At 59.9% G+C, this 17,829-nt stretch carries 16 protein-coding genes and 1 riboswitch; of the genes, 3 read left to right on the top strand and 13 right to left on the bottom strand.

The window, feature by feature from the left end; genetic code table 11:
- Window positions 1-13: 13 nt before the first annotated feature.
- From AAE484_RS05070 to AAE484_RS05080, 3 genes are all read right to left on the bottom strand, one after another.
- Complete coding sequence (locus tag AAE484_RS05070) at window positions 14-1,549, bottom strand: DUF4856 domain-containing protein (protein ID WP_341937256.1); 1,536 nt, start codon at window positions 1,547-1,549, stop codon at window positions 14-16.
- 335 nt (window positions 1,550-1,884) lie between these two features.
- A complete protein-coding gene (locus AAE484_RS05075) occupies window positions 1,885-3,987 on the bottom strand; it encodes a sensor domain-containing diguanylate cyclase (protein ID WP_341937257.1) in 2,103 nt (700 codons plus the stop codon).
- Window positions 3,977-4,639 (bottom strand): biliverdin-producing heme oxygenase, encoded by a 663-nt coding sequence (locus tag AAE484_RS05080; RefSeq protein ID WP_341937258.1) that lies wholly within the window; start codon window positions 4,637-4,639, stop codon window positions 3,977-3,979. Before AAE484_RS05080 ends, AAE484_RS05075 begins: the two co-directional genes overlap by 11 nt.
- A gap of 76 nt (window positions 4,640-4,715) precedes the next feature.
- Between AAE484_RS05080 and lpxL the strand changes: the two genes are divergently transcribed.
- Window positions 4,716-5,639, top strand: coding sequence for an LpxL/LpxP family Kdo(2)-lipid IV(A) lauroyl/palmitoleoyl acyltransferase (gene lpxL / locus AAE484_RS05085; protein WP_341937259.1), 924 nt, complete (start codon window positions 4,716-4,718; stop codon window positions 5,637-5,639).
- 13 nt (window positions 5,640-5,652) lie between these two features.
- Here the strand turns inward: lpxL and AAE484_RS05090 are convergent, their stop codons facing one another.
- The 3 genes from AAE484_RS05090 to dauA are packed head-to-tail and all read right to left on the bottom strand — an operon-like array spanning window position 5,653 to window position 8,667.
- Window positions 5,653-6,657 carry an isocitrate dehydrogenase gene (locus tag AAE484_RS05090; RefSeq protein ID WP_341937260.1) on the bottom strand — a complete coding sequence of 335 codons (1,005 nt, stop codon included), beginning with the start codon at window positions 6,655-6,657 and terminating at the stop codon, window positions 5,653-5,655.
- Window positions 6,658-6,699: 42 nt separating this feature from the next.
- Window positions 6,700-6,930: a hypothetical protein gene (locus tag AAE484_RS05095; protein ID WP_341937261.1), complete on the bottom strand. Its 231-nt coding sequence runs from the start codon at window positions 6,928-6,930 to the stop codon at window positions 6,700-6,702.
- Window positions 6,931-6,951: 21 nt separating this feature from the next.
- Complete coding sequence (gene dauA, locus AAE484_RS05100) at window positions 6,952-8,667, bottom strand: C4-dicarboxylic acid transporter DauA (protein ID WP_341937262.1); 1,716 nt, start codon at window positions 8,665-8,667, stop codon at window positions 6,952-6,954.
- 227 nt (window positions 8,668-8,894) lie between these two features.
- Here dauA and AAE484_RS05105 point away from each other — a divergent pair, with 227 nt between their 5' ends.
- Both AAE484_RS05105 and AAE484_RS05110 read left to right on the top strand, forming a co-directional pair.
- Window positions 8,895-9,080 (top strand): ribbon-helix-helix protein, CopG family, encoded by a 186-nt coding sequence (locus AAE484_RS05105; protein ID WP_341937263.1) that lies wholly within the window; start codon window positions 8,895-8,897, stop codon window positions 9,078-9,080.
- A 77-nt stretch (window positions 9,081-9,157) separates the two neighbouring features.
- On the top strand, window positions 9,158-9,718 hold the full coding sequence (locus AAE484_RS05110; protein ID WP_341937264.1) for a CBS domain-containing protein: 561 nt from the start codon (window positions 9,158-9,160) through the stop codon (window positions 9,716-9,718).
- 13 nt (window positions 9,719-9,731) lie between these two features.
- Here AAE484_RS05110 and parE read toward each other — a convergent pair whose 3' ends face one another.
- The 7 genes from parE to thiD all read right to left on the bottom strand — a co-directional run bounded on the left by parE (window position 9,732) and on the right by thiD (window position 17,435).
- Window positions 9,732-11,621 (bottom strand): DNA topoisomerase IV subunit B, encoded by a 1,890-nt coding sequence (gene parE, locus AAE484_RS05115; RefSeq protein WP_341937265.1) that lies wholly within the window; start codon window positions 11,619-11,621, stop codon window positions 9,732-9,734.
- 51 nt (window positions 11,622-11,672) lie between these two features.
- Window positions 11,673-12,251, bottom strand: a complete 579-nt coding sequence (locus AAE484_RS05120) for a YqiA/YcfP family alpha/beta fold hydrolase (RefSeq protein ID WP_341937266.1) — start codon at window positions 12,249-12,251, stop codon at window positions 11,673-11,675.
- 14 nt (window positions 12,252-12,265) lie between these two features.
- Complete coding sequence (cpdA, locus tag AAE484_RS05125) at window positions 12,266-13,066, bottom strand: 3',5'-cyclic-AMP phosphodiesterase (protein ID WP_341937267.1); 801 nt, start codon at window positions 13,064-13,066, stop codon at window positions 12,266-12,268.
- A gap of 159 nt (window positions 13,067-13,225) precedes the next feature.
- Entirely contained in the window at window positions 13,226-13,672 is a 447-nt protein-coding gene (locus tag AAE484_RS05130; protein WP_341937268.1) for a DUF1249 domain-containing protein, read from the bottom strand.
- Window positions 13,673-13,801: 129 nt separating this feature from the next.
- Window positions 13,802-14,428, bottom strand: a complete 627-nt coding sequence (locus tag AAE484_RS05135) for an NUDIX domain-containing protein (RefSeq protein WP_341937269.1) — start codon at window positions 14,426-14,428, stop codon at window positions 13,802-13,804.
- 206 nt (window positions 14,429-14,634) lie between these two features.
- Window positions 14,635-16,548 (bottom strand): phosphomethylpyrimidine synthase ThiC, encoded by a 1,914-nt coding sequence (gene thiC / locus AAE484_RS05140; protein WP_341937270.1) that lies wholly within the window; start codon window positions 16,546-16,548, stop codon window positions 14,635-14,637.
- 38 nt (window positions 16,549-16,586) lie between these two features.
- On the bottom strand, window positions 16,587-17,435 hold the full coding sequence (thiD, locus tag AAE484_RS05145) for a bifunctional hydroxymethylpyrimidine kinase/phosphomethylpyrimidine kinase (RefSeq protein WP_341937271.1): 849 nt from the start codon (window positions 17,433-17,435) through the stop codon (window positions 16,587-16,589).
- A gap of 80 nt (window positions 17,436-17,515) precedes the next feature.
- Window positions 17,516-17,614, bottom strand: a riboswitch (TPP riboswitch).
- Window positions 17,615-17,829 lie beyond the last annotated feature (215 nt).

The raw sequence follows: 17,829 nt of genomic DNA on the forward strand, positions 1-17,829 counted from the left end.
GGTCAGTCAAGGCTTACCAGTTTTCAACGTTTTCCGCGTCGAAGCCATAGGCGTCCTGCATCAGTGTGCGGGCCGCCAGCATATCGGCGATGTATTGCTCCACCCCGCCTTCAAACGCTTGGCCTGCCTGGGTGCCGTCGGCCAGCACCGGCGCGTCGCCCATCAGGGAGAGGATCTCTTTCAGATCAGCCAGCGCCTCGGCATCCGCGCGGAAGGGAGACTCGGGGCTGAATTGCAGATTCAGGGCGAAGCCTTTCATTTCACCCCAGTGCTTGGCAAGATTCTTGAAGTGGGCCAGGTCCTGGAACTTGCCGTTTTCCGTCGCTTCCAGATCCGCCACGGTATCGTTGATGTAGTGCACCACGGTGGCCGCAATGCATTTTTCCCAGGTCAGCGCCGCCACTTCGATCTGCTCGTTCAACTCGGTCTGACGGTCCCCGGTCAGCTCACCGGTCTGGGCCGCCTCGCGCAGAATGGCGCGGCCGGTCAGGAAGGCGTCAAAGACCTCGGCGGTGTAGTCCGTGGGGTTGGTATTACCGGCGGTACCGGCATCGCGCTTGGCACAGTTGGTGGAGTTACCGAAGTTGAATTCGCTGCGGATGTCGATGGCGTCATCGCCGTTGGTGTCTTTGTAACCAACGTTGCGGATTTCATCGATGGTGTAGTCACCGTAATCACGAGCAGCGCCGAAATAACCAAAGGCTTCATCCCAGTTGTGCTCGCCCTCGGTGTAGGCATTGTCGCTCTCAAGCTCCAGCATGTTGGCGAAGTCGGACTGCAGGTAGTCGTTGGTGCCCTGGGAGAAGGCGACCGCGCCCAGCAGAAACTTCTGGGTCAACTGACGCAGGTCCCGGCCGTGGGCATCAATGGTCACAGTGTCCAGCGCCACAGAGCCATCGACCGTTTCGATTTGCGGGGAGACACCGTCGGTGGCTTCATGGGCCAGAGCGGCGAAGTAGTAATCCACCAGGTCCACCGGCAGGGCATCGGCTTCCAGCCCGTCTTCCCAACCAAAGAATTCGCCATCGATCAGATTGGCCACTTCGCCATTACCCTGACCGTCGCCTCCGGCGATTTTGCCGATCAGGTCTTTACCGCCGGCAATGGCACCGTAGGTCAGCTCACCGGAGTCTTCCGGCAGGATGGTCATACCGTCGAGATCACGGGCATTGAACTCGCTGGTGATGTTGTCGGAGGTGGCGGCATCATAGCGGAAGTAGAAGTTCAGCTCCGATTCAACGCTGTCCTGACCGGCGTCTTCCTCCAGATTGTTCATTTCCACCACCAGGTCGGCCAACAGAATGTGGCGCTTGGTCTGGCCGGTGTAGGCAACGGTGCTCTCGCCGTCGGCATTGGGGAAGCTGTAGGTGCTGGGCACGTCGAGACTGCCATCGTCGCCGTTGTCACCATCATCGCCGTCATCATTGTCATCGCCCGGCTGCTCTTCGGTGGGCGGCTCATTGCCGTTGTCACTGTCGCTGCCACCACAGGCGGTCAGGGTAAAAGTGGCCAGTATCGCCAGAAGCAGGGCATACAGTCGGAATTTCACGGGCGTCTCCTTTTCTGTTTCATCGAAATTGCGGGTATCGGATATGGAGAGGAATCGAATCGATAGTGATTCTCACCCTCAGTTGACGGCATAGTAACTTATAATAAGATCGATTATCAAATACAATTGCATTAAATTTTGCTCTCCCGCACAAGGGCCTCGCTTCGATACTGAGCCCGGTGACCAGAGTACAAGTGCACGCCGCATTTTGGGAAAAGGCGCAGGGAAAGGGAAAAGGCGGGAACGAGGGCGAGGCCACTCAGGAACCTTGCCTGAAACTGTCAGGCGTTGGGCTTCCGTGTCTTAGGGTATGAAGGTGGCCTTCAAGGCCGGCTTCAATCCGTCCCCAGACATACCCGATTGCGTCCGGAATACTTGGCCTGGTACATGGCCCGATCGGCGCGCACCAGCAGCGTTTTGAAGCTGTCGCCCCGACCCCATTCGGCTATTCCGATACTGATGGTAATGGGCTCGCCCAGGCCAAAATCGGTGTTGGCGACCCGGTCGCGCAGGCGCTCGGCAAACACGGCGGCATCTTCAAGCGGGGTATTGGGAACCAGAACCACAAACTCTTCGCCGCCCCATCGCCCCAGCTGATCGGCGTCCCGAAGCCCTCCCTGCAGGGTATTCACCAGGGTTTTCAGAACGCGATCCCCGACCTCGTGGCCATGGGTGTCATTGACCGCTTTAAAGTAATCAATATCGAACAGCAGGAGGCTGAAGGTCTGCCCGTAACGCTCGGCATTGGCGAGCGCCATCTGCACCAGATGCTCAATGCGGTAGCGGTTCATGATCCCCGTCAACGCATCGGTATTGGCCATTTCCTGCAGGTGCTCGTTCACCTCGGCCAGCGCCTTGCGCTCGTGGCGCAGATGTTCGTTCAGACGCGCAATTTCATGGGCGGACGCGATCACCGCCAGGTCGTCACCCAGGTCCCGGATCGCCATTTCCTCGGCGGGGTGCCAGGGCTTGCTGTAACCCCGGACCTCCTCGCGCCAGCCCGCAAAGGATTGGCGTGGCGAGAGGACCCAGCGGTCGTCTTTCTTCTCAGGGGCTTTTTCCGGTTTCCCGGCCCAGTCGATCAGCTCCACTTGCTCGACCCGAAAGAACAGCAACCAGCCGCGAGCGTCCATATCAATCAGCAGAGGCATCGCCAGCAGGCCACAGGCCTCACTTTCGATGAGCGAGGCCTCCGGGTATCCGGATTCGAGCAGCGAGGTGGTGCTCCAGGGCTCGGCATCGGGCACCTGGTACTCAAGCCAGTTGCCCAGCGTGCGCAGATACTCCTCGTCCGGCACCTGGCCGTCGGCGGTGATTTCTCCCAGGTAGACCATTGCCAGCCCCTGGGCATCAAACAGCTCGCGCCAGGAGGCCGCGTACTCGAGCAGCAGGTCTCTCGGCGCCTGACGCTCCTGCACGCTGCGAGCGAGCAGCGCGCGATTTTCGTGGATGCGCTGACGGTACTGCGCTTCGCCCTCCGCCTTGATCAGGAACAGACGCTGCCCCGCCACCTGGACCAGAGTGGCGACGCTGTCGCGCGCCGAGGGCGAGAGCGCCAGCGGTTCGCGACTGTGGCAGGCCACCAGCCCCCAGAGCCCGGTTTCGGAGTAGATCGCAACCGACAGCGAAGCGCTGACGTCCATATTGTGCATATACTCCCGATGGACAGGGGAGACCGCCCGAAGGGTGCCAGCACCAAGATCCACCGGCTGGCCCGTGTCCGGGTTGACGGTAGGAACCAGGGGCACCGGATCGGCCCGGCAATCGGCGATCATCCGCACCCGGTTACGCTCATACAGGGCGCGCACCTGGGGCGGAATATCACTGGCGGGAAAGTGATGGTTCAACAGCGAGCCCAGAGCGTCATTGCGGCTCTCGGCCAATACCTGCCCGTTCCAGCCGGCATCGAAGGCGTACACCAGGCAGCGATCGAACCCGATGATATCCCTCACCGCTTCCACCAGCTTATCGAGCACCTGCTCTCTGGATTGGGTCTCGACCAGTTGGCCAATCCAGTCGTTCACCAGCGACAGCCAGCGATAGCGGGTGCCACCATCCAGGGGCTCCAGCTCCACGACCACGGTATCGCCGGAGCGAAAGGCAGCCACATGCAGACGGCGGGATTCGCCGGCGTAGCGGCGGGTCACGGTCAGGGCGCCGGGCAGCTGGTCGACCTCTTTGAGTCCTTTTTTCAGTCGACTCAACAGGCTTTTGCCCAGCAGCTCGTCCGGCTTTGCCTCCAGGCACTCGGCCACCGGCCGACCCAGCACCTCCCCCACATTGGCACTGACCTGCTGCACCCGGCGCAGCGACGTATCGAAGCACAGAAGAATGCCAAAGGCCTGAATCGCGCCGGGAATATGCACCGGCTCGCGCCCGCACTCGGCAAGGGCGGCGTCCATATCACGTTGGGAGTTGTCGGTCGGCTTAACGGTCACTCTGTTCCACCTGCCAGTGGTCAAGATGGGCATGGAGCCCGGAAAAGGTCGCGCGCGCACCGCTCAGGGTCGCGTTTTGATCCAGGTGTGGTTCGATCCGCGACAACCAGTCTCGAAAGTGCGACCAGCTGTCGAGCTGTCCATGAAGATTGAAGTAACGTGCGCCCCAATGCCCGGACAACCCGAGCGCCCGGTGCAGCCGCGGGCCAATCACCCGCCCGCCCTGGGTCGCCCCCTCAAGGACGTACAGTACCCCCGGGACGGTTTCGATCGTCACGTTCACCGGCACTTCGCCGCCGGGCTCTGGCAAGAAGTCGCAACCCAGGTCCGCCAGATCCGCCTGCAACAGGGGCAACCGCGGCCGGTAGCGATAGACTGAGGGGAAGCGGGAGTGCCAATGGTCCAGAGCCGCGCTCAGCCTCGGCTCCAGACGCCGGTAAAAGGCCGCAAACGCCTGCAGCAGCTGCACATAACGGTCCGGACTGAGGGTCGGATCCAGCAGCCCGCTCACCAGAGGCTGCGCCTCCAGCGCCCCGTGCGCGTCCCGGGTACCGAGACGCAGCGATTGCAGCAGGCTCGCGTCTGAATTCCGGGATGAACCCGGTCTGGTCGCATCAAAGCTCGTCGTGGCATTTGGCGCGTATTCTAACATAGATCAAGCTCTCCCCCTTTGACGACCGTTACCGTTAGAATAGCCGCTTTCCATGGCCCTGTGAGGAATCTTTGTAATGCCGCGCTTTACCCTGAACCTGCTGCACCCGCGTTACTGGCTTACCTGGGTGGGTTTCGGGCTCTGGTGGCTGCTCGCTCAGCTGCCCTACCGCTGGCAGATGGCTCTGGGCCGGGCTCTGGGGCGACTGGTCTGGCGCCTGGCCAAAAGCCGGCGCCACACGGCGATGCGCAACCTGGCCCTGTGCTTTCCGGAAAAATCGGTCGAAGAACAGCGTGCCATGGCCCGCGCCACCGTCAGCTCCACCGCACAGGCCCTGTTTGAAACCGGTATTTCCTGGTTCTGGCCCGACTGGCGGCTGCGCCGGCTGTTCACCATTGAGGGGCTGGAGCACCTGAAAGCCGCGCAGAGCGAGGGCCAGGGTGTGGTGCTGCTGGCCATGCACGTCACTCACCTGGACCTGGGTGGCAACCTGCTGTGCATGAGTCACTCCATCGATGCACTCTACCGGCCGCACGACAACCCGGTATACGATTTCTTTCAGGTCAGGGGACGCAGCCGCCGGAGCGATGACACTGTCATTATCGATCGGGAGGACATGCGCCTGATGATCAAACGGCTGCGTCGGGGCCGGGTTATCTGGTACGCCCCGGATCAGGATTACGGCCCGCGCCGACCGCATGTATTCGCGCCTTTTTTCGGGGTGCCGGCGGCCACGATCACGGCCACCTCCAAGCTGGTGCAGATGGGGCGCGCCCGGATCATTCCGTTTACCCATTTCCGTCGGGATGACGGCTCCGGCTACGACGTGAAAGTCTACCCCCCTCTGGAGAACTTCCCCGAGGGGGACGACCATCGCGATGCCGAGCGCATCAACCGCGTGCTCGAGGAGCTGATCCGCAAGCACCCGGAACAGTACATGTGGGTGCACCGGCGTTTCAAGACCCGTCCGGAGGGCGAGAACAGCCTGTACTCACGTTAGAAGAAGCGCCCCCTTACAAGCGACTCAACACAGCCTGCGTGAACTCCTCTGTACCATGAGAGCCACCTAAATCGCGAGTTGTTCGATCACCGGACTTGATGGTATCGCGCAGCGCAGCTAGCACGCGTTCTGCCTTCTCAAGTTCTCCGAGGTACTGCAACATCTGCACCGCCGCGAGAATCATTGAGGTGGGGTTGGCGATATCCTTTCCCGCAATGTCCGGAGCACTCCCATGGACCGCCTCGAAGATTGCATAGTCCTTACCAATGTTAGCGCCGGGAACCAAACCCAAACCTCCGACCAAACCGGCGCACAGATCAGAAATAATGTCACCAAACAAATTGGTCGTTAATATCACATCAAATTGCTCGGGGTTCATCACCAACTGCATGCAGGTGTTGTCGACAATCATCTCCTGAGTTTCAATGTCAGAGTAAGCCTCAGCCACCTCCCTTGCCGTGCGCAAGAACAACCCGGATGTGGATTTTAGAATGTTGGCCTTATGGACTATCGTTACTTTTTTGCGCCCCTCTTTCCGCGCCAGCTCATAGGCAAACGTCGCTATTTTACGCGCTCCATCGCGAGTGATCCGACTGGTTGCCTCGGCCACCTCGCCGTCGTCCGAAAGCTGTTGACCAATACCTGAGTACATCCCCTCAGTATTCTCTCGCACTGTAATGATATCGACGTTCTCATATCGAGCCGCAGTCCCTTCAAACGATAGCGCAGGGCGGACATTGGCGTACAAGTTAAACATTTGACGCAAGCTGACATTCACTGAGGTAAACCCAGTTCCAATAGGGGTCGTTAGGGGGCCTTTCAGGACGATCTTGTGTTTTTCAATCGCATTAATTGTCGCCTCCGGAATCAGACTCCCTCGTTTTTCCAGTGCGGTGGCGCCCGCATCCGCAAAGACGTAGGTGTAGTCACACCCAACCTTTTCCAGAACCTGAATGGCGGCAGCCACAACACTGGGGCCAATACCATCACCTTCGATAACCGTAATAACTTTAGGCATAACGTTTTTCCTTCAGCTGCTCTGACGCCTGTTAAAGTCTATTCAGAGCGAAAAATGTACATTCCTGACGCCAAGATCCTTCAATACTAAAAGGATCCTGTTGGCATCTTTTGAGCCGACAATGGATTCATCGTCGTTTATCAATAAATAGCTTCCTCCCGATGGCTCGCGAGCCCAGACGATCCACTCTGAAAAATCGCTGGGGTTGGGCATGACATCAAAAATGATAACCTCATCGGCTAACAATTTTTCTTTTACAGTGGATAATTTCATAAGAGTCTCTCAGCCATGAAATCAAAGGCCCCGTATTGCCTCGTTAAGGTTTCGATGTATGCGGAACGCACCTGCCACGGGTTCAACACCGGCCCTAACGAGCGTTTTCATTGGCTGAAAGTGCACATCGGTCAATATGAGTTCCGCACCTGTCGTCCTACAGTGCGCTATTAGCTTGGTCAACGCGGACACTCCACCGGCGTCGAGCACAGTGACTTGGTCCAAGTGGAGAATGATGGTTCTATTCTTCTCGCAGTATTGGGTCAGCTCTCCAAAAATTTTGTCGGCTGCAGCAAAAAACAGTGGACCGGTAATTTTGAAAATACGGCAGGAGAGTGGCAGGTTTTCGACCGGGTAATCCGGGTTTCCGGAGATCTCGACAACACGGGTCATTTCCGCTATCTGCTTCATAAATAGAATGGCCGCGAGTACGATGCCGGCCGTAATCGCAATCACCATGTCAAAAAGCACGGTGAGCGAAAAGCAGCATAAGAAAACCCAGCGGTCACTCGACTGCGATGTTTTCAGCATATGAACGCTTTTGGGCGCTTCACTCATGTTCCAGGCAACCACCACCAACAGGGCCGCCATACCCGCCATGGGTAAATACCCCAACAACGGTGCCAGCGCAACGAGTCCAAGCACGACCACCAAAGCATGGACTGCGGCCGCCACCGGCGATTGGGCGCCCGCTTTGAAGTTGGCGGCGGAGCGAGCGATTGCCGCCGTCGCGGTAATGCCGCCAAAGAAGGGAACAACCACATTGCCGATGCCCTGCCCGAGGAGTTCGCTATTGGCGCTGTGTCGTTTACCGCTCATACCATCCAGCACGACGGCGCATAACAGCGACTCGATGGCGCCGAGCATGGCAATAGCAAAGGCGGCCGGCAGCAGGTCTCTCAGCAAGTCCCAGCTAAACACCAAACGGGCTCCGTCAGCTCCCGGCTGATTCCAGGGCCACTGAAAGCTTGGCAGGATGGGCGGAATGCCTTGGCCACTAGTGCCGTCGGCCAGGGTATAGCTGAATCTTGAGTCGATGGTGTCGACGGAGAAGCCCGTCTTGTTTAAAACCAACGCCGCTAAGGCGCCCAGGATCACAGCGGGCAGATGGGCGGGCACCGCGGTTTTCAACCGGGGCCAGAGGACCATCACCGCCAGTGTCAGCAGTGCCACAACAACGCTAGGCCAGTGTGCGAGACCCGCCGACTGGGCGAGCAGAATGATTTTGTCGAGGTAATGCTCAGGCATGGTCGCGATCGGCAGCCCGAAGAAATCCTTGATCTGGAGTGTTGCTATCACCACGGCGATCCCGCCGGTAAAGCCCAGCGTGACGGGTTCGGGGATATATTCGATCAACCGCCCGAGACGTAACAGCGCCATAACGATCAGCATGCAGCCGGCGAGCAGCCCGGCAAGGAGTAAGCCGCCCAGGCCGTACTGCTGGGTGATCGGGTAAAGAATCACCACAAAAGCGGCCGTGGGGCCGGAAACACTGAAGCGCGAGCCACCCGTCAATGCGATGACAAACCCTGCGATAGCGGCCGTGTAGAGGCCGTACTGCGGCGCCACACCACTCGCTATTGCCAGCGCCATCGCCAGCGGGATGGCGATCACCCCCACCGTCAAACCCGCCAACAGATCCCCTTTGAAGCGCTGCCTGGTGTAGGGGGTGTTCAAGCAGCTCTCGCGAAGGGCATGACTGATACGCAAGGAAAACAAATGGGCTCTGTGCGGCACTCGAGGGATCTCCTCCTAGCCATTATGGACAGTGTGGGAATGTTAACAGAGATATACCATTATTAACATACCATTCTAACAATGTTATACTTCGATTATTGAGACTCTGCAGGTATGCTTAACCTCAAGGGACAGGCCAGAATGAGTCGCTAACCCCGAAACAGTTGGCGCCCTCAAAGCTGATTGTCCTACTGATTGAGCGATACAGACTGAAAGAGACAGATGCTATGGAACAAAAGACAGCGCGTTTGACGGTACTAATTGACCCCACAAAGAAGGCTGCCTTCGAGGAGCTGTGTGCTACTCAGGACGTAACGCCCTCGCAGGTTGTGCGCAAAATGATTCGGGAGTACCTCGACAAGCACGGAGTTAGCTATGCGAATCAGCCGCAGTTTCCCGCTGATGGCACATGACGACCGAAGAGTTCGACGCTCATAACAGGCGTTGCTTACGACTGGGTCGTGATATTTTTAAACAGGAGGTATAGATAATGAAAAAGCTGGCGTTATGTAATGCCGATGTTACCAGTGAACTGGCGTGGCCGGAGTCTGGCGAGGAGACTACGGTAGAATCTCCGGCACTTGACGTGTTTACCGATTTCACCACCACAAAGCCGCTGATTATCGAGGCGAACACCAGCGCAGTCGATGCGGATAAGCTGATGCAAAAGGCCCACGTACGCCTAAAGATCGTTGTGGATGAAGACAAACGTTTTTTGGGAATTGTCAGCTTTCAGGATATAAGCGCCCAGGAAATGATGATAAAAGTATCTGAAGGTCATAAGCGGGAGGATCTTTCCGTCGGGGATTTCATGCATCCAAGACATCAACTGAAGGGACTGACATACACCGAGCTGTCGACGGCATCAATAAGAAAGGTCATAAACGCACTTAAAGATAGCCGCCAGCAGCACTGTGTTGTCGTTGACGATGATCGACGCCGACTGAGGGGCATTATCTCCGCCAGCGACTTAGCAAGAAAATTACGATTGCCGCTGGACATACATAACGAATCGAATTTTTCTCAAATTTACAAAGCCATCATGCACTAACGTTTTGCCTAAATTAGAGATCGATGTCGGCCAGGTTGCCTTTAGACTCCAGCCAGGTTCGCCGGTCGGAGGCCCGCTTTTTCCCCAGCAGCATATCCATCATGATCATGGTGGCCTCCGCATCATCAATGCCCAGCTGCACCAGCCGGCGGGTATCCCGGGCCATGGTGGTTTCGCGCAACTGCAGGGGGTTCATTTCGCCCAGCCCCTTGAACCGCTGGACGTTGACCTTCCCCTTCTTCTTTTCCGCCTCGATGCGATCGAGCACGCCGTTCTTTTCGCTCTCGTCGAGGGCGTAGTACACCTCCTTGCCCACGTCGATCCGGTACAGGGGCGGCATGGCAACGAAGATGTGCCCGTTTTCCACCAGTGGGCGGAAGTGGCGGACAAACAGCGCGCACAGCAGTGTCGCAATGTGCAGGCCGTCCGAGTCGGCATCGGCCAGAATACAGATCTTGTGGTAACGCAGTGACTTCAGGTCGGCATTGCCCGGCTCCACCCCCAGGGCGATGGAGATATCGTGCACCTCCTGGTTGGAGAAGATATCGCCCACATCCACTTCCCAGGTGTTCAGGATCTTCCCGCGCAGGGGCATGATCGCCTGAAACTCCCGGTCGCGGGCCTGCTTGGCCGAACCACCGGCCGAGTCGCCCTCCACCAGAAACAGTTCGCTGCGCACCGGGTCGGAGCTGGAGCAGTCCGCCAGTTTGCCCGGCAGTGCGGGCCCCTGGGTGACTTTTTTGCGCGCGACTTTTTTGCTGGAGCGCACCCGCTTCTGCGCGTTGTTGACGCACAGCTCCGCCAGCTTGTCGCCATCTTCGGTGTGCTGGTTGAGCCAGAGCGCCATGGCATCTTTGGCCACGCCCGAGACAAAGGCGGCCGCTTCGCGTGAGGACAGGCGCTCTTTGGTCTGCCCGGAAAACTGGGGATCACTCAGCTTGGACGACAGGACATAGCTGCAGTTGGCCCAGACATCTTCGGGCGCCAGCTTGACCCCGCGCGGCAGCAGGCTGCGGAACTCGCAGTAATCGCGCAGGGCATCCAGAAGCCCGGTACGCAGACCGTTGACGTGGGTGCCGCCCTGGGCCGTGGGAATCAGGTTGACGTAACTCTCCTGCACCAGCTCGCCGCCCTCGGGCAGCCACTGGACCGCCCAGGCCACGCCTTCGGTCTTGCCGCTGAACTCGCCCACAAACGGCTGCTCGGGTAGCGTCTCCCAGCCCTGGGTGGCGCCCTGAAGATAATCTTTCAGCCCGTCCTCGTAGTACCACTCATCGGTCTCGCCCGAGTGCTCATCTTTGAAGGTCACGCTCAAGCCCGGGCACAGGACCGCCTTGGCCCGCAGGTTGTGGCGCAGCCGACTGACGGAAAATTTGTGGGTCTCGAAATAGCTGGGGTTGGGCAGAAAGCGGATGCTGGTGCCTGTATTGCGCTTGCCGCAGGTATCGATCACTTCCAGTTCCGTGGCCTTGTCGCCGTTCTGGAACCCCATGCGATGCACCTGGCCGTCGCGCTTGATGGTGATTTCCAGCGTTTGCGACAGAGCGTTGACCACCGAGATCCCCACCCCGTGCAGACCACCGGAGAACTGATAGCTCTTGTTGGAGAACTTGCCCCCGGCGTGCAGGGTGCACATGATCACTTCCACCCCGGGCTTGCCCTGCTCGGGGTGCATATCCACCGGCATGCCCCGGCCATCGTCGGAAATGGTCACCGAGTGGTCCTTGTGCAACACCACCTGAATGCTTTTGGCGTGGCCCGCCAGCGCCTCATCGACACTGTTGTCGATCACTTCCTGCGCCAGGTGGTTGGGCCGGGTGGTGTCGGTGTACATGCCCGGGCGTTTTTTGACCGGGTCCAACCCGGTGAGGACTTCAATATCTTCAGAAGAGTAATTGGCCATAAGTCAGTCAAGTGTCTCGAATTTTTGTGTTATCGGTGGGCAGCGCACCACTCAATCGCTCTGTTCCAGAAAGGCGAGCGCTTGGGGAATATAGCGCTCAAAGCCCTGAAAGGCGTGGTCGCCGCCTGGCTCAACCGTCTGTTTCGCCCCCCGGTAGTGTGCTACCGCCTGGCGGTAATCCAGCGTCTCATCGCCGGTCTGGACCAGCAGCCAGAGGTTTTCCGGGTGGGAGATGGCGGGCACATCGTAGGTTTTGATCGGTTCGACGTGGCGCGCCTCCAAGCGGTAGCTATCATCGGTGTGATAGCCCTTGAGGTCAACCTCGAGAAAGTCCGGCATGAACTGCCAGGGGCGCACGGCCGGATTGATCAACACCGCGCGCAGAGCATGGCGCTGGGCCAGCCAGGTCGCCCAGTAGCCGCCCAGCGAGCTGCCCATCAGGTAGACCGGCGGGGAGGCGGCGTTGATCAAGGTCTGCAGCTGGTCGGCCGCCCGATCGGGATAGGGGGACAGGTGCGGGCAACAGAAGCGGATGTCCGGGCGCTCGCGGGCCAGCCAGGCGCCCACTTTCTGTGCTTTGCGGGAGGATGGCGAGCTTAGAAACCCGTGAATGTAAACCAGAGTGGGCATTGAGCGCGTGTTCGCTAATAACCGAGGGATTCGAAATCGACGTGATAATCCCGATCGCTCACCCGCGAGACACCCGTCTCCAGTCGGCCGTCCGCCCCCAGCTCAAACCAGCGATACCCCGGCATGGCATGATCCAGCGCAAAGTTCTCACTGCCCGGTTTGAACTGGATACAGGTGGCGGGCGTGGCAAACAGCTGAACCCCGTTGCGCTCGCCCTGGTAGAACTGGTGCACGTGGCCCCAGGAAATGCCTTTGACCTGGTCGTGGGCGTCAATCACCCGGAAGAAATCATCGGCATTGTTGAGAATGTACTGATCGATCCAGTCGCTGCCCACCGGCACCGGTTGGTGGTGAAGCATGACCAGCGTGGGCCGATGGGTATTGGAGGAAAGCGTCTGCTGCAGAAAATCGAGCTCGCTCTCGGCCAGATGCCCGTGCACCTGCCCCGGCACAGCCGAGTCCAGCAGTATCACCAGCCAGTCGTCCAGCGCCATGAGGCGCGACTCCGGATGCTCGAAATCCTCGATCTGGGCCATGAGCGAGGCCGAGTCGTGATTGCCCGGCAACCAGCCCAGAGGCACCGAAAAGTGTTGGCGCAGGATCTCCACAAACCGGCCATAGCAGTCGGGGTGGGCATCGCTGGCGATATCACCGGTACAGACCAGGGCATCGACGTCAGACTGTTCGTGCGCAACCAATCTGAGTACGTCATCCAGGCTTTGTTCGGTATTCAGGCTTTGTTCGGTATTCAGGCCCAGCAGCTCCGGATCGGAGGGGGGGCCCAAATGGCAGTCAGTGATCTGAATCAGGCGCACGCGTATCTCATGTCCGTGTAAATTCTCACCCGAGCGGTCGACAATCTGGCTCTCACACCCCCGTCCACCCCACAAAACCCGGGTATTTGCACCGAGAATAACCACAACGAAGGAGCGGCGCAAGAGACACGCCAGCAAACTGCGAGGCTGTCGAACTTTTTACCAGACGGTTTCCAGGCTGCGCCCCTGCTTCAGGCAGAGCCCCAGCCACTCGCCCAGAAAGCGGTTGAGTTGGGCTTTCTCGTCCTGCTGGTACATGGCCTGATTGGGGTAATCGTAGCGGGGGTGGAGCCGGCGGTGCCGCTCCCAGGCGAGCACTTCGGCCAGATGGGCATCGTGATAGAGGCGAACGGTCAGCTGCGGCGCCCGCAGCCAGGCGTCCGGTTGATCACCGGCGTCGGCCTGCTTGATCTGGACCGTGGTGGTGTAGCGGGAGCGCTCCAGCACCCGGATGCGGGTGTGCGAGCGCGGACCGCCGCCGGCGACGGCAAACTGCCACTGCTCAGCCCCGTCACCCTCGGGCATCAATTTGCGCAGGCGCAGGTAATTGGCCTCACACTCGGCAAGCTGACGCGACAGATCGACTTTGTAGCGGGCTTTCACCATCAAATTGGGTCTCACAACGGCTCAACAGGGGTTTTCACCCGGCTCGATCGGGGCGCCGGCACGGGAGTAAAGCGACCAGTCTAGCAAATAATGAACGCCAGAGTGTGACCGCCCCTGCAAACGGGGCGTTTACTGACGTCGCAACTGGGGCCGGTGAATCTGCAGCCATTGCAGACACAGCAGCACGGCGGCATTGTTGAAGCGGCCCGAGTAAAGTCGCTCAAGCGCCTCCCCGGCGGGGATCACATGGACCTTGATGTCCTCGTGCTCCTCATCCAGACCGTGAATGCCACCGGCCTGACGGAGATCGACCAGGGCGCAGAGCAGATGCATCCGCTCGTCCGAGCCGCCCGGGCTGGGCAGGTAGTTGCAGATGTACTCCAGCTCCCCGGCTTCGACGCCCGATTCTTCCACCAGCTCTCGGCGGGCCACATCTTCGGGGGTCTCGCCGTCTTCGATCATGCCGGCGACGATTTCCATGCACCAGGGGCCCGAGGGTTCATCGAGTGCCCCGGCACGGAACTGCTCCACCAGCCCCACCAGGTCCCGATCGGGATCGTAGAGCAGCACACCGACCGCTTCGCCCCGCAGAAAAAGCTCCCTGGAGAGTTCTTCGGTCCAGCCGCCGCGAAAGAGTTTGTGCTTGAGGGTGACCTTGTCGGCCCGGAAGAAGCCCTTGTAGAGGGTTTCGCGTCGGGTGATGCGCACATCGTCGCGGGTGAAGGGGGGCTTTTTCCAGTCGGGGGTATTGGCCATGATCGTTGACTGCTGTTGGTTAATGGGGATTTTCGGGTTTGCGTATTGTTAAATATCAGGGTCGTTGGCCTTGTAGAAAGACCGGTCTCGCACTTGACGTGTATTTACGGCGGATGCGCCTTAGGCTTATCCGCCCTACGCAACCTTCGGGCGATTCGTAGGGCGGATAAGCGGCAAGCGCATCCGCCGCTCCCAAGCACCGAAGATCAGACCTTCTGATACAACTCCGCACCCTGCTCGCGGAACTCGCGCGCTTTCTCCTGCATCTCGGCCTCCACATCAATCATGCGGACCACCTGCTCGCCCTCCTCCTCGGTCACACGACCGCCGGCCGCGGCGAACTCGCGCACCTCCTGGGAAATCTTCATCGAACAGAACTTCGGTCCGCACATGGAACAGAAGTGCGCCACCTTGGCCGACTCCTTGGGCAGAGTCTCATCATGGTAAGCGCGGGCCGTATCCGGGTCCAGCCCCAGATTGAACTGATCATCCCAGCGGAACTCGAACCGCGCCTTGGACAGCGCATCATCGCGCAGCTGCGCCCCAGGGTGCCCCTTGGCCAGATCGGCCGCGTGGGCGGCGATCTTGTAGGTGATGATGCCATCTTTCACATCATTTTTGTTGGGTAACCCGAGGTGCTCCTTGGGCGTCACGTAGCAGAGCATGGCACAACCGTACCAGCCGATCATGGCCGCGCCGATGCCCGAGGTGATGTGATCGTAACCCGGCGCGATGTCAGTGGTCAGCGGCCCCAGGGTATAGAAAGGCGCCTCGTCACAGCACTCGAGCTGCTTGTCCATGTTCTCCTTGATCATCTGCATGGGCACATGGCCCGGGCCCTCGATCATGCACTGAACGTCGTGCTTCCAGGCGATCTGGGTCAACTCCCCCAGGGTCTCCAGCTCCGCGAACTGGGCCTCGTCGTTGGCATCGGCCACCGAGCCGGGGCGCAGGCCGTCACCCAGGGAGAAGGACACATCATAGGCCTTCATGATCTCGCAGATCTCTTCAAAGTGGGTGTAGAGGAAGCTCTCCTTGTGGTGCGCCAGACACCACTTGGCCATGATCGAACCGCCGCGAGAGACGATGCCAGTCACCCGCTTGGCAGTCAGCGGCACATAGCGCAGAAGCACGCCGGCGTGAATGGTGAAATAATCCACCCCCTGCTCGGCCTGCTCGATCAGAGTGTCGCGGAAGATCTCCCAGCTCAGATCCTCGGCCACGCCGTCGACTTTCTCCAGCGCCTGGTAAATGGGTACCGTGCCGATGGGCACGGGCGAGTTGCGCAGAATCCACTCGCGGGTTTCGTGAATGTGCTTGCCGGTGGACAGGTCCATGACCGTATCCGAGCCCCAGCGTGTGCCCCAGGTCAGTTTGGCCACCTCCTCTTCGATCGACGAGCCCAGCGCGGAGTTGCCGATGTTGCCATTGATCTTCACCAGAAAGTTGCGCCCGATGATCATGGGTTCGATTTCCGGGTGGTTGATGTTGGCGGGAATGATCGCCCGGCCCCGGGCCACCTCCTCGCGCACAAACTCGGGGGTGATCTCATCGGGAATGGCGGCACCAAAACTCTCGCCCGGGTGCTGAAGTTCCTGGTGGCCGCGCTCGCGCGCCTGGGCCAGCGCCATGTTTTCGCGAATGGCGATGTACTCCATCTCCGGGGTGATGATGCCCTGGCGAGCGTAGTGCATCTGGCTGACGTTGGCGCCCGGCTTGGCCCGGCGCGGCTTGCGGGTGAGGTTGAAACGCAGCTTGGCCAGCTCGGGATCATTCAGCCGCTCCTGCCGGAAGCTGGACTGGCTGGCTTCGAGCTGCTCGGTATCATTGCGCTCCAGAATCCAGGGGGTGCGCACTTCGGCCAGGCCCCGGCGCAGGTCGATGCTCGCCTCCGGATCGGTATAGGGGCCGGAGGTATCGTACACCCGCAGCGGCGGATTGGGCTCACCGCCGAACTCGGTGGGCGTGTCGTCCAGCGTGATTTCGCGCATGGGCACGCGCAGGTCCGGGCGCGAACCAGTGACGTAAATTTTGCGCGAACCGGGCAGCGGCTGTATCGAAGCTTCGTCCACCTGGGCGGCATCGCTCAGTGACTGGGCTGTGGCATTTTTGGGACTCATGGGTGTGTGCTCCTTGATCGGTGGAAACTCAATGACAGTTAATTGATGTTGATTGACATCTGATGATGGAAATGGTTGAGGGGGCCGGCGCCTCCACCGAGCTGCCAGCGGGCACCGGCGGCCAGCGCGCCCTGCAGATAACCTTTGGCCTCACCGACCGCGCCGGGAAGACTCAGCCCGCGGGCCAGCCCGGCGGTAATGGCGGCGGCCAGGGTGCAGCCACTGCCGTGGGTGTTGGGTGTATCCAGACGGGGGCGGGAGAAGGTTTCGCTGAACCCGGCACCGAGCAGCAGGTCCTCGGCGTCGGGCCCGGTCCCGTGGCCGCCTTTGAGCAGCACGGCCTCGGGCCCGAGCGCCAGCAGGCGCTCGGCCTGGCGCCAGCGGTCATCCCGCGTACGGGCAATGCCCTCACCCAGCAGGGCCGCCGCTTCGGGCAGGTTGGGGGTAATCAGGGTGGCGCGGGGCAGTAGTTCGCGGATCAACAGCGCTTCGGCCTCGCGCTCCAGCAAGCGGTCGCCGCTGGTGGCAAGCATCACCGGATCCACCACCAGCGCCCTGGGCTCAAACTCGCCCAGGGTATCAAGCAGGGCGCGGATGATATCGGCATTGGCGAGCATGCCCGTTTTGGCGGCCGACACCGGAAAATCCGCCAGTACCGAACGCAACTGGGCACTGACGAATGCCGGCGGCACCGGGTGCACCGACTGCACGCCGCGGGTGTTCTGCGCAGTAAGTGCGGTCAGGGCGCTGCAGCCGTACACACCCAGGGCGGCGAAGGTTTTGAGGTCGGCCTGAATGCCGGCCCCGCCGCCACTGTCGCTGCCGGCGATGGTCAGCGCGACCGGGGGCGCACTCGGTGATTCGGGTCGAACAAAGGCATCGTTCACGCGGTCCACTCCAAAAAACAGTGGCGCGGGTAACGCAAGCATCAACAACGGATGGAACTTCGGTGGAGGACACCGGAGGGGCTGTTCTGGCTTTCGTTCCCTACGCCGGTATTAACCGGATCAGGTTCTGCGGGTAAAATCTCAGCCCGGACATTGTCCGGGCACCCCGACGAAGTTCGTGTTGGCTGACGCCCGCTTTCACTTTGCAGACAGCGCCCGACCAACGCCGAACAGTCTATTGCAGTCATCCAGCGCTGTAAAGTAAGCGTACTGCCCTGAGGCGCTTACTCTGGTTTACCTTTTTTAACAACTTGCCCCACGAGCAGACTCGACCTGCAGCGGCCGAGTGAGTAAACTCCCGACTTACCCACCACGGCGTTCCAAATGTGGAAAT

The sequence above is a fragment of the Marinimicrobium sp. C2-29 genome, from assembly GCF_038419845.1.
In the GTDB taxonomy this organism is placed as follows: Bacteria; Pseudomonadota; Gammaproteobacteria; order Pseudomonadales; family Cellvibrionaceae; genus Marinimicrobium.

Excerpts from the sequence above, each read along its gene's own strand:
- AAE484_RS05135 (WP_341937269.1), bottom strand. The coding sequence starts at position 14,428 with ATGGCCAATACCCCCGACTGGAAAAAGCCCCCCTTCACCCGCGACGAT.
- AAE484_RS05090 (WP_341937260.1), bottom strand. The coding sequence starts at position 6,657 with ATGCCTAAAGTTATTACGGTTATCGAAGGTGATGGTATTGGCCCCAGT.
- AAE484_RS05080 (WP_341937258.1), bottom strand. The coding sequence starts at position 4,639 with ATGTTAGAATACGCGCCAAATGCCACGACGAGCTTTGATGCGACCAGA.
- lpxL (WP_341937259.1), top strand. The coding sequence starts at position 4,716 with ATGCCGCGCTTTACCCTGAACCTGCTGCACCCGCGTTACTGGCTTACC.
- AAE484_RS05130 (WP_341937268.1), bottom strand. The coding sequence starts at position 13,672 with ATGGTGAAAGCCCGCTACAAAGTCGATCTGTCGCGTCAGCTTGCCGAG.
- AAE484_RS05110 (WP_341937264.1), top strand. The coding sequence starts at position 9,158 with ATGAAAAAGCTGGCGTTATGTAATGCCGATGTTACCAGTGAACTGGCG.
- parE (WP_341937265.1), bottom strand. The coding sequence starts at position 11,621 with ATGGCCAATTACTCTTCTGAAGATATTGAAGTCCTCACCGGGTTGGAC.
- AAE484_RS05105 (WP_341937263.1), top strand. The coding sequence starts at position 8,895 with ATGGAACAAAAGACAGCGCGTTTGACGGTACTAATTGACCCCACAAAG.
- AAE484_RS05095 (WP_341937261.1), bottom strand. The coding sequence starts at position 6,930 with ATGAAATTATCCACTGTAAAAGAAAAATTGTTAGCCGATGAGGTTATC.
- thiC (WP_341937270.1), bottom strand. The coding sequence starts at position 16,548 with ATGAGTCCCAAAAATGCCACAGCCCAGTCACTGAGCGATGCCGCCCAG.
- AAE484_RS05120 (WP_341937266.1), bottom strand. The coding sequence starts at position 12,251 with ATGCCCACTCTGGTTTACATTCACGGGTTTCTAAGCTCGCCATCCTCC.